Annotated in this window: 13 protein-coding genes, 1 tRNA gene and 1 pseudogene; 9 read left to right on the forward strand and 6 right to left on the reverse strand. The window is 60.2% G+C overall.

Features of this window, described 5'->3' with window-relative positions:
* The first annotated feature begins 70 nt into the window (after positions 1 to 70).
* Positions 71 to 145: transfer RNA gene (locus tag ACS5Q1_RS11675), tRNA-Glu, on the forward strand.
* 111 nt (positions 146 to 256) lie between these two features.
* Here ACS5Q1_RS11675 and ACS5Q1_RS11680 read toward each other — a convergent pair.
* Positions 257 to 559 carry a hypothetical protein gene (locus ACS5Q1_RS11680; RefSeq protein WP_473098336.1) on the reverse strand — a complete coding sequence of 101 codons (303 nt, stop codon included), beginning with the start codon at positions 557 to 559 and terminating at the stop codon, positions 257 to 259.
* 235 nt (positions 560 to 794) lie between these two features.
* Between ACS5Q1_RS11680 and ACS5Q1_RS11685 the strand changes: the two genes are divergently transcribed.
* Positions 795 to 1,610: a GGDEF domain-containing protein gene (locus tag ACS5Q1_RS11685; RefSeq protein WP_473098337.1), complete on the forward strand. Its 816-nt coding sequence runs from the start codon at positions 795 to 797 to the stop codon at positions 1,608 to 1,610.
* A gap of 140 nt (positions 1,611 to 1,750) precedes the next feature.
* Positions 1,751 to 1,984 (forward strand): DUF6894 family protein, encoded by a 234-nt coding sequence (locus ACS5Q1_RS11690; protein WP_201837568.1) that lies wholly within the window; start codon positions 1,751 to 1,753, stop codon positions 1,982 to 1,984.
* Between the two features lie 64 nt (positions 1,985 to 2,048).
* Here the strand turns inward: ACS5Q1_RS11690 and ACS5Q1_RS11695 are convergent, their stop codons facing one another.
* Both ACS5Q1_RS11695 and ACS5Q1_RS11700 read right to left on the reverse strand, forming a co-directional pair.
* Positions 2,049 to 2,306: a hypothetical protein gene (locus ACS5Q1_RS11695; RefSeq protein ID WP_473098338.1), complete on the reverse strand. Its 258-nt coding sequence runs from the start codon at positions 2,304 to 2,306 to the stop codon at positions 2,049 to 2,051.
* 90 nt (positions 2,307 to 2,396) lie between these two features.
* On the reverse strand, positions 2,397 to 3,059 hold the full coding sequence (locus ACS5Q1_RS11700) for a 2-dehydro-3-deoxy-6-phosphogalactonate aldolase (RefSeq protein WP_473098339.1): 663 nt from the start codon (positions 3,057 to 3,059) through the stop codon (positions 2,397 to 2,399).
* Positions 3,060 to 3,273: 214 nt separating this feature from the next.
* On the opposite strand from ACS5Q1_RS11700, the gene ACS5Q1_RS11705 reads away from it, so the two are divergent.
* The 3 genes from ACS5Q1_RS11705 (at position 3,274) to speB (ending at position 6,137) form a co-directional block, all read left to right on the forward strand.
* Positions 3,274 to 3,789 (forward strand): Lrp/AsnC family transcriptional regulator, encoded by a 516-nt coding sequence (locus ACS5Q1_RS11705; RefSeq protein ID WP_203443732.1) that lies wholly within the window; start codon positions 3,274 to 3,276, stop codon positions 3,787 to 3,789.
* Positions 3,790 to 3,889: 100 nt separating this feature from the next.
* Positions 3,890 to 5,089 carry an ornithine--oxo-acid transaminase gene (gene rocD / locus ACS5Q1_RS11710; protein ID WP_473098340.1) on the forward strand — a complete coding sequence of 400 codons (1,200 nt, stop codon included), beginning with the start codon at positions 3,890 to 3,892 and terminating at the stop codon, positions 5,087 to 5,089.
* A 19-nt stretch (positions 5,090 to 5,108) separates the two neighbouring features.
* On the forward strand, positions 5,109 to 6,137 hold the full coding sequence (gene speB / locus ACS5Q1_RS11715) for an agmatinase (protein WP_473098341.1): 1,029 nt from the start codon (positions 5,109 to 5,111) through the stop codon (positions 6,135 to 6,137).
* A 147-nt stretch (positions 6,138 to 6,284) separates the two neighbouring features.
* Here the strand turns inward: speB and ACS5Q1_RS11720 are convergent, their stop codons facing one another.
* Positions 6,285 to 7,244 carry an acetyltransferase domain-containing protein gene (locus ACS5Q1_RS11720; RefSeq protein ID WP_473098342.1) on the reverse strand — a complete coding sequence of 320 codons (960 nt, stop codon included), beginning with the start codon at positions 7,242 to 7,244 and terminating at the stop codon, positions 6,285 to 6,287.
* A gap of 60 nt (positions 7,245 to 7,304) precedes the next feature.
* Here ACS5Q1_RS11720 and ACS5Q1_RS11725 point away from each other — a divergent pair, with 60 nt between their 5' ends.
* The 3 genes from ACS5Q1_RS11725 (at position 7,305) to ACS5Q1_RS11735 (ending at position 9,275) form a co-directional block, all read left to right on the forward strand.
* The gene (locus tag ACS5Q1_RS11725) at positions 7,305 to 8,060 is read left to right on the forward strand and encodes an SIR2 family NAD-dependent protein deacylase (RefSeq protein WP_473098343.1); all 756 of its coding nucleotides are present in this window, start codon (positions 7,305 to 7,307) and stop codon (positions 8,058 to 8,060) included.
* Between the two features lie 127 nt (positions 8,061 to 8,187).
* Positions 8,188 to 8,808 (forward strand): cold-shock protein, encoded by a 621-nt coding sequence (locus ACS5Q1_RS11730; protein WP_246776818.1) that lies wholly within the window; start codon positions 8,188 to 8,190, stop codon positions 8,806 to 8,808.
* A complete protein-coding gene (locus ACS5Q1_RS11735; RefSeq protein WP_473098344.1) occupies positions 8,808 to 9,275 on the forward strand; it encodes a DUF192 domain-containing protein in 468 nt (155 codons plus the stop codon). The genes ACS5Q1_RS11730 and ACS5Q1_RS11735 overlap by 1 nt, the downstream gene beginning before the upstream one ends.
* Positions 9,276 to 9,386: 111 nt before the next feature.
* Here the strand turns inward: ACS5Q1_RS11735 and ACS5Q1_RS11740 are convergent, their stop codons facing one another.
* Entirely contained in the window at positions 9,387 to 9,512 is a 126-nt protein-coding gene (locus tag ACS5Q1_RS11740; protein ID WP_473098345.1) for a hypothetical protein, read from the reverse strand.
* Positions 9,513 to 9,778: 266 nt separating this feature from the next.
* Positions 9,779 to 9,898: pseudogene (locus ACS5Q1_RS11745) on the reverse strand (IS481 family transposase); the annotation flags it as partial.

Raw genomic sequence — 9,898 nt, forward strand, 5'->3', positions numbered from 1 at the left:
GCTTGCGATGCATCCCGAACCCATCTATAGGTTCGCCCACTTCGGAGGCAGCACCGCCCCGAAGGACCGCGCGCCCTTCGTCTATCGGTTAGGACATCTGCCTTTCACGCAGGAAAGAGGGGTTCGATTCCCCTAGGGCGCGCCATTCCACAATCCTGAAAAACTGTCTCTCTTCAGCATCGTGAATAGTGCTCCGATGACCTCGAAGGTTCGATAGATCTCCGCTTAAGCTGGACGTGTCACGCGCGGTCGAAAATTAAATCGGACTGCCTTTGATCTTGGTCACCATTTCCCAATTGTCCCCGGCGGCGATCAGGCAGGCTTTGCCGTCCGGTCTGGTCATGACCATCGTCCAAGAGCCGTTCGAAGAGGCGAAGACTTCAAGCACCTGTCCGGGCTGGGCGAGGCCTATGCCGATCGGATCTTCCTTGTACTGATCTGACAGCAACTTCACGAGCTGCTCGCGTGGACCGCAGGAGGATTGGGCGCTCACCGGCGTGATCCCAAGCGCGACGATCGCGCCAAGGATCGCGAGTGGGGCGAGAGGGCAACGGATCATGACATGTCCCTAACGGTTGACCCGCGATTACCCTTGGCGTGCCAATTAACGCGCTCTCTCCGAAAAAGCTCCATGGTGCAGCGTGCGCGGTACTCCCTTCTTATTTTAAGGAAAGTTTTCCTGGATCGTGTGACCGGCCGCGAATGATGTCGAATACGTAGAAATACCGGTATTCAATCACGCTTGGATAGAGTAACGGGTTCTGCTATAAAGTTCGCATTGGGGCAATATTACTATGCTGACATTACGTAATCTCGTTCAACGGCTGACCATGCCGACGATCACGACTCAGGAAGAACTCGTTCGATATGTCGTGATGGTCACGCTCTTCGCCCTCGCCGTTTCGCTTTCGGCCGACATCACCATCCAATTGGTTTTCTTTACGTCATGGACAGCGGTGGCGCGGACATTCGTGGTTACCACCCTGACGGTCGGTGTGATTGCTATTCCCGTTTCCTACATCTTCGGCAGGGCTCAGCGGGAGTTGCAGGAGGCCAAGCGGCGGTTGGAGGAAATCAGCCGCACCGATCCCTTGACCGGCCTGCCGAACCGGCGGGCCTTGATCGAGGCAAGTAGGGCCCCCGCTCAGCAGGCAATGGCCTTGGTGATCGCGGATATCGACCAATTCAATGCCATCAACGACAGCCATGGCCATCGGACCGGCGACCTCGTGCTTCAGATGCTGGGCAAGACCATGGAGGCGCATCTGTCGGATTACGGTCTGGTCGGCCATATGCGCGGGGAGGAGTTTGCCCTGATTTCCTCGACCACACCTGTCGAACGGATCGTCGATGCCATCGGCGATCTGCTGCGCGCCGTCGAGCGGACGCCGATCATCACACCAGGAGGGGCCGTTCAGGTGACGATGTCGGCGGGGATCGCCCTTCGCGGTCCGTCCGACACCTTCGAGAAGCTCTATGGCGACGCTGATGAGGCGCTCTATGAGGCAAAGCGGATGGGCCGCGGCCAGATCAAGCTGTCCGAGCGCGCCAAGGACGTGGTTTTGGCCGGCCACTCGGCGGAAAGAATGAACCTGATCCTAAAATTCTGACGGAGGGCCTGCCTCCTAGGCCATTCAGAACCGTCATCATTTCTCGAAAAGGCGTATATATGAGATAGCAGGCGATGGATTGAACCTGCTGCCGTCAAAGACGTTCTTACCGCCAAACTCTATTCCGAAGCTGAACTCCCATGCCGCGATATTTCTTCAACATCCGTGACGGTTACGACGTCGATGAAGACGAGGAGGGGATCGAGCTGCCCGACCTCGACGCGGCCCGTGCCGAGGCCTTGGCCACGGTCGAGGAGCTTCGGGACGAGCTGGCCGATGCGGGCAACATCGAGCTGGAAATCACCGACGAGACCGGGCGGCGGCTCCTGACCGTTCCGTTCTTCCGCGGCGGGCAGGGCGGCCGGCGCCGCTAGATTCCAAGCACAAGAAAGGCCCGGCGCGATGGCCGGGCCCTGCTGAGAGATAGTGAGAAACCGATCAGCACTCGGTCTTCTTCTGGGTCGTCGTGTCGCCGAATTCGTCCGTCTTCTGCTTGGTCTCCGTGGAGCAGCCCAGCGGTCGATCAGAAGTCGTTACGGTAGTGGAAGACGTCGTGCTCGGTTCCGTCTTGCGCTCGATGGTGGTCTGGCTGCCCAGAATGCCCTCTTCCTTCTTGATGGTCGTGGTGGTGTCCTGAGCGAAGGCGGCCGTGCTGAGCAGCGAAGCCGCAAGAATCAGTACCGTTTTCTTCATCATGAACTCCATGAACAAGCATTGCCCCGTGAGAACGGCTTTCTCTCCGACGGGTTCCTGCTCAGGTCGTTCAGAATAAACGCCGGCTGTGGCTCAGGCTGAGCGTAGATTCTGCCAAGCCACCGCGAAATCGTGGGCATTGCGGCGGATCTCTTCGACCGGCATGGCGGGCGTAAAGAGGGCCGAGCCGAGCCCGAAACCGTTGGCGCCGGCATTCACATAGGGCTTCATATTGTCCGGCTTGATGCCTCCGACCGGCAGGACAAGCGTGTCCTTCGGCAACACGGCCCGCCAGGCTTTCACGACAGCGGGAGGGATGGCCTCGGCCGGGAAGATCTTGATGGCATCGGCACCTGCCTTGAGGGCTGCGAGGGCCTCCGTTGGCGTTGCCACGCCAGGGGTGCAAACGAGCCGGTTTTCCTTGGCGCGCCGGATGACGTCGACATCCGCGTGCGGCATGACAATCAGCTTGCCGCCGACATCATGGACGCCATTGACCTGATCAGGGTCGAGGACGGTCCCGGCGCCGACGAGCACGTTCTCCGGCATGGTCTTGGCCAGGATTTCGATGCTGCGGAAAGGCTCTGGCGAGTTCAGCGGGACTTCGATGATGCGAAAGCCAGCCTCGACCAGGGCGTGACCCACGGCTTCGGCATGCTCCGGCTTCAGGCCTCGTAGAATGGCGATCAGAGGAAGATCGGTGAGATAATCCCGCAGCACAATAGCACCTCCAATCCTGTCGTGAATGGGAAGCATCGCAAGCTCGCCCATCGACCGGCCGCTACTAGTTGGCAAAGACCGTGGCCGGTTTCAACCTTTTGTGAGGTCAGGACTATCATTGTGCGTAATCAGGAGGGAGCTTGCCTGCGGCCTTGGTGGAATTGCATGGTTCGTCATTCGTAGGATAGAGACCTGACAACCTGTCATCGGATCCATTCCTCTTTCTCATGGGTCCCGTTCGAGCTGAACCATGAAGCCGCCCTCGAAGCTGCTGAGCCGCAGCGTCAAACCCTCCCTCGATCGGATCGATCTGATGATCCTCGATGCGCTCCGCGATAACGGACGCATCACCTACCAAGCTCTGTCGGAACGGGTCGGTCTTTCGGCGCGCCCCTGTCTCGAGCGGGTCAGGCGTCTGGAACAGAAGGGGGTGATCCGAGGCTATACGGCTCTGATCGAGCCTGCCGCCCTCGGACACGACATCATCGCGCTGGCCGGGATCAGCATGCGCGATCCTTCGACCGGGACCCGGCAACGGCTGGAGCGCGCGTTGACAGCCAATCCTGCTGTCATCGAACTACAGGTGGTGAACGGCGAATACGACTATATCGCCCGGATCGTGGCGCCGACGCTCGCGGCTTACGAAGCCCTCACAGAGGCCTATCTGGCTGATCCCGGTTTCGGAATCGGCCGGATCCACACCACCTTCGTCCTCAAAACCCTGAGAGACTTCGAGGGCTATCCGGTAGCCGACAACCGGGATTGATCCCGAATGCCGGATCATACGACAGAAACGGCTGTAGCTGGCTGAGATTTCAGCCTCAACCGGAATGGGACGTCCATAAGCTTATCCATGGAGGACTTCCATGGATTTCATTGCTCTCGAACGCTCGGTTACCGCAGCTAACTACGATCCCTTGCCTGTCGTCCTGAGGGAGGCGAAGGGCGTCTGGGCTACTGATACGGAAGGCAGGCGCTATCTTGACATGATGAGCGCCTATTCGGCGGTCAGCCTCGGCCATGGCCACCCGCGCATTCTGAACGCGATGATGGAGCAGGCCTCGAAACTCGCCGTCACCAGCCGCGCCTATCATACGGAACTTCTCGGGCCGTTTCTGGAGCGTCTGGTCCAGGTCACGGGCCTCGACATGGCCCTGCCCATGAACACGGGTGCGGAAGCCGTCGAGACAGCCATCAAGGCTGCGCGACGATGGGGTTATGCCAAGAAGAAGATCCCTCGGGATCATGCGGAAATCATCGTCGCGAATAACAATTTCCACGGCCGCACGACCACCATCGTCGGATTCTCGTCCGATCAGTCTTATCGCGAGGGGTTCGGTCCCTTCTCCGGCGGGTTCAAGCTGGTGCCGTTCGCGGATGCAGGGGCGATCGAGCAGGCGATCACGGGCAACACCTGCGCGGTCCTGATCGAGCCGATTCAGGGTGAGGCGGGCATCGTGGTGCCGCCGGAGGGTTACCTGAAAGACCTGCGTACCATCTGTGACAGGAACAACGTTCTGCTGATCCTCGATGAGGTCCAGTCGGGCCTCGGTCGCACGGGCCGCTGGTTCGCCCATCAGCATGAGGACATCAAGCCGGACGGTCTGATCCTTGGCAAGGCGCTGGGCGGCGGTGTTTATCCGGTCTCGGCCTTCGTGGGCACGCGTGAGGTCATGGGCGTCTTCAATCCCGGATCCCATGGCTCGACCTTCGGTGGCAACGCGTTGGCGGCCAGGATCGGATTGGAAGCGCTGGCCGTGATCGAAGACGAACATCTCGTCGAACGCAGTGCCGAAATGGGTGGATATCTCCAAGATCGGCTGCGCGCCATGCGAAGCAATATCGTGAAGGACGTGCGCGGCCGCGGCCTCTGGGTCGGTGTCGAAGTGGATACGAATGTCGTTTCCGCACGGTCGGTCTGCAACGCGCTTCTCGAAAACGGCGTCCTTTCGAAGGATACCCACGACACGGTTCTGCGCTTTGCGCCGCCTCTCACCATCACTCGCGATGAGATCGATTGGGGGATGGAACGGATCGAACGTGTTTTCGCCGGCGCCGTTCATTGATGCTCAGGAACCAAGATTGATGGCACAGAACCTCAAGAAAGAGACGCAACCTGCGACCCGCGAGCAGCGCCTGGAGACTTATCAGCCGTTGTCCGGAATGGTGGTGCCGCGCTTTGCCGGCATCTCGACCTTCATGCGTCTGCCTCATCTCTCACCAAGGCAGGCCCCCGGCGAGATCGACATCGCCATCCTCGGTATCCCTTTCGACGGGGCAACCACAAACCGTCCGGGCACACGGCTTGGGCCGCGCCAAGTACGCGAAGCCTCCTCGCTGATGCGTCTCGTCAATTACGGAACGCTGGTTGCGCCGTACGATCTCTGCGCCTGCGCGGATGTGGGCGATGTGCCGGTCAATCCCATCGACGTGCAGGATACGCTTCGCCGCATCGAGGCTGAAATCTCCTATCTCTACCAAGGAGGCGTGACACCTCTCTCCATCGGCGGCGATCACATCATTTCGTATCCGATCCTGCGCGCGCTGGCCTCGAAGAGCGGGCCTATGGGGATGATCCATGTAGATGCGCACAGCGATACGGGGGACACCTATTTCGGTGGTCAGAAGCTCACGCATGGCACGCCATTCCGCCGGGCCATCGAGGATGGTGTGCTCGATCCGAAGCGCATGGTGCAGATCGGCATTCGCGGGCACATGTATTCCGCCGATGAACGCCAGTGGGCGCTCGATCAGGGCATCCGCATCATCGACATGGAAGAAGTGGTGGAGAAGGGCATTCCCTATGCCATTGCCGAAGCGCGCCGGGTGGTTGGCATGGAGCCGACTTATTTCACTTTCGACATCGATTCCATCGATCCGGCCTTCGCGCCAGGAACCGGCACGCCTGAGATCGGCGGGTTTACGAGCCGCGAGGCGCTCCGGCTCGTTCGCGGCTTCCGGCTCCTGAACCTTGTGGGTGCCGACATGGTCGAAGTGTCGCCGCCGCTTGATCAGTCCGGTGGCACCGCGCTGGTGGGTGCTTCTATTGCCTTCGAACTCCTCTGCCTGCTGGCGGAGGCAAGGCTGAGCGCAGCTCGAAGGAAACCCGGCTGAACGTGGTTTAGACGATGTAATACGGCGTTTCCGTCACACCTCTACGTCATCACCGGCCTCGTGCCGGTGATTTCGCTTCTGGAGAACGCGACGCTCTTCCAATCGGGATGGCCGGCACAAGGCCGGCCATGACGTGCGGGGATATTTCTACGAAGGCGGGCTCTGGCGCATGCATTGCTGCGCGGCGCGGGAAATCCGCGTGTTGTCATCAGGCGCGGCCTTGTTGGCGAGAAGCCTTTGCCAGAGGTCTCGCTCAGGGATCTGCTGCAGGATGCACGAACAGACCGAAGGGCACAGGGCCGGATTGCCGTTCTGCATCAGGCAGATCCGCTGGCAGGCTGCCGATGGGTTGGGACCCACGATCTGCGCGACGCCGTAGAGCGCGCCCAACAGGACGATCTGGTGGATCAGGTAGATCGGCAAGCTCTTGCGCCCGGCCCAGATCAATGTCCGGAAGAACACATCGTCAGCGCGCCAGCGTGCAAGACTGAGCGTCTCTTGCTGCGCCAACATCAGCTTTCCCGCAGTCACACCGATAAGTACGAGCCCGAACCACGGAAAGATCGGCACATAATCGTTCGTCACCGGATCGGAGGCGCCGAGGCCAAGCCAATCGAGCCAGGGGGCGTCGAGGGTGGGGCTCGTGAAGAGCCAGGGGGCGAGCAAACAGAAGACAGCAAAGGCCAGAGTGAGGGCAGGGTGCAATCGCAAGAAGGGCAGGGCCAGAACGCTCGAGACAGCGATGCAGTGAAGAATGCCGAAGAAGATGTAGCTCTCAGGAAAGGCAAAATACGTCACCAGGGTCACGGCGAGGGCCGCGCCACCGACCTTCATGAGACGCTTCAGGAACGGTATGCGCCGAAAACCCTGAGCATGGGCCAACGCCAGGCCGAAACCCGCAAGCATCAGAAACGAGCCGGCGATCCCGCGGGCGAACCAGCGCCAGGCCGGGACCTGCAGGATGTTCGTTCCGATCAGTTGCAGGAAGCTCAGGTCCCAGCTGAAATGGTAGACAATCATCGCGGCAATCGCGATGCCGCGGGCGACATCGACGGCGTCCCAGCGCTGGGATGCGGTGGTTCGGGCTCGCGGAGAGGGGGCGCTCAAGTCTGCTTGTCTCATCGGTCGTGGCATTCCCTCTCGGACTCCAAGCCTTATGTGAGTGAGATGACCGAGAGCCTTGCTGCGTCAATCGCCACATTACAGGACATGATTCAAGATGCTCGTGTCGTCGCGGGCTTCACGGGCGCTGGGATCTCGACGGAGAGCGGCATCCCCGATTTCCGGTCTCCCGGCAGCCCCTGGATGCGCCACAAGCCGATTTCCTTCGAGCATTTCCGGCATAGCGCGGAAGCGCGCCGGGAGGCATGGCGGCGGAAATTCGCGATGGACGATCTCTATCGCGACGCCCGCCCAAGCCAAGGGCATCTCGCGTTCGCTTCTCTCGTCGCGTCCGGGAGAATGCCGGCTGTGATCACCCAGAACATCGACGGTCTTCATCAGGAATCGGGCCTCGCCGCGGATCAGGTCATCGAGCTGCACGGCAATGGCACCTACGCCAAATGCCTTAGCTGCGGTGGGCGTCACGAACTCGATTGGGTGAGACAATGTTTTGATGCCGATGGTCGGCCTCCAGATTGCCGGATTTGTGGGGGCATCCTGAAAGCGGCGACCATCTCCTTCGGACAGGCCATGCCGGAGGAGCCGATGCAGCGGGCACAGAATCTTACGGCATCGTGCGACCTCTTTCTGGTCGCGGGATCGTCCTTGGTCGTCTATCCGGCAGCGGCTTTTCCGGCCCTGGCCAAGGAAAACGGAGCACGGCTCGTGATCGTCAATCGGGATCCCACCCCCTTAGATGACGTTGCCGATCTTGTGATCCATGCGGAGATCGGCTCGGTCTTTTCAGTATTTGTGCTATAAATTCAATAACATGCGGGCTGCCGAAAATTTCATCGCCCTCCGATGCGCGTTTCTTGCTTCCCCTGATTCAGGACGATGTTATCCTCTTATTAAGAATCGGGTTCATGATTCGAGTTTGGGTAATTTCATGACTGGCGATTACGGCTCCAATTCTTTCAGTCTCCGCGAGGAGAATTCCTCTTTAGATCAGGGCCACCGCGAGGTCGCTCAGCCGACTTCGGAAGAGAGCGCTCTTGAGCTCGTCCAGGTCAGCGGCCGTATCAAGTGGTTCGACGTTGCCAAGGGCTTCGGCTTCATCGTTCCCGATAATGGCATGCCCGATGTTCTGCTCCATGTGACCTGTCTGCGCCGGGATGGATATCAGGCCGCCAACGAAGGTGCTCGCATCGTCGTCGAGGCGGTTCAGCGTCCGCGCGGCCTCCAGGCCTTCCGCATTCTCTCGCTGGATGAATCCACTGCGCTGCATCCCTCGGAGCTTCCGCTGCCCCGGACCCATGTCCAGGTCGTGCCGACCAGTGGGCTGGAGCCGGCGGTCGTGAAGTGGTTCAACCGCCTGCGCGGCTTCGGCTTCCTGACTCAAGGGGAAGGCAAGCCGGACATCTTCGTCCATATGGAAACGCTGCGCCGTTACGGTATTGCCGAGTTGAAGCCGGGAGAGCGCGTTTTCGTCCGCTTCGGCGATGGCTCGAAAGGCCTGATGGCTGCCGAGGTTCGCTTGGCCGACATGGCCCTGCCGCATTCCCATTGATGAGTCTGCCAGTGCTGTCGCGTGTCCGGCCGGCGTTCGCGGCCTTAGGTTTTCTCGCCCTGATCGCCGGCGCGGTTTACGCGCAGGCGTTCGAGACCCTGTCCGTCGCCGTGCAGGGCGGGCAGCGGCAGACCTTCCGGGTGGAGGTTGCCCGCAACGACGCCGACCGCGCGCAGGGACTGATGTTCCGTCGATCCATGCCGGCCGATCAGGGCATGCTGTTCGATTTCGGACGGGTCGAGCCCGTGTCCATGTGGATGCAGAACACCTATCTGCCACTCGACATGCTGTTCATTCGCGCAGACGGGACGATCGCCCGGATCGCGGCCAATACCGAACCGCTGTCGACCCGAACCATCCCTTCGGGCGAGCCGGTTCTTTCCGTTTTGGAGCTGAATGCCGGCACTGCGGCCAAGCTCGGAATCAAGCCGGGCGATCGGGTGGAGCATCCGATCTTCAAGCGGTGATGTACCCTTACACCATCGACGTCGCTACTTGATTACGGCCTGCGTTTTTGCCTGGTACGGCAGATCGTCGGCCCGCCCCAACAGGCTCGACAAATCCTTCTCACCGACTCCTCACTCGACGACGTCGAAGCTTGCCGTCACCACGCCAGGATCGAGCCGGGCAATCGACTGGCCGGAAAGGTCTTTCCGAATCTTTTCTGCACGAGCGACGGCCTCGTTCAAAGGGGGGTAGAGCATCGTGCGGAAAAGTGGATCCGGTTTTCGCTGACGCGGCCCTCTGGGTCCGCGCCCAACGATGCGCTATTGAAGGAAGCATCGGATGGGTCCCAAAAGTGCAAATCCACTTTTGGGTCCGATGCTGTATCGTGCGGACCCGAAGGGTCGTGTCAGCGAAAAGTGGATCCGGTTTTTCGCCTCGGACGATGCGCCAGCAGACGATGCGCCAGCATAAAGAATGAGCATCGGATTGATCCCAAAAGTGGCCTCCACTTTTGGGGGCTGCTCTAAGTGTTCAGTCCCGGCATTTGATGGACCGGGTCAAAGGTGAAGCGTTTGGGCTCCTGTGTCCAGCATTTGCAGATGAACTCGTAGGGTGTGAGGCCCCTGAGGGTCTTCAGCCTTCG

This window comes from Microvirga sp. GN3 (assembly GCF_055792825.1).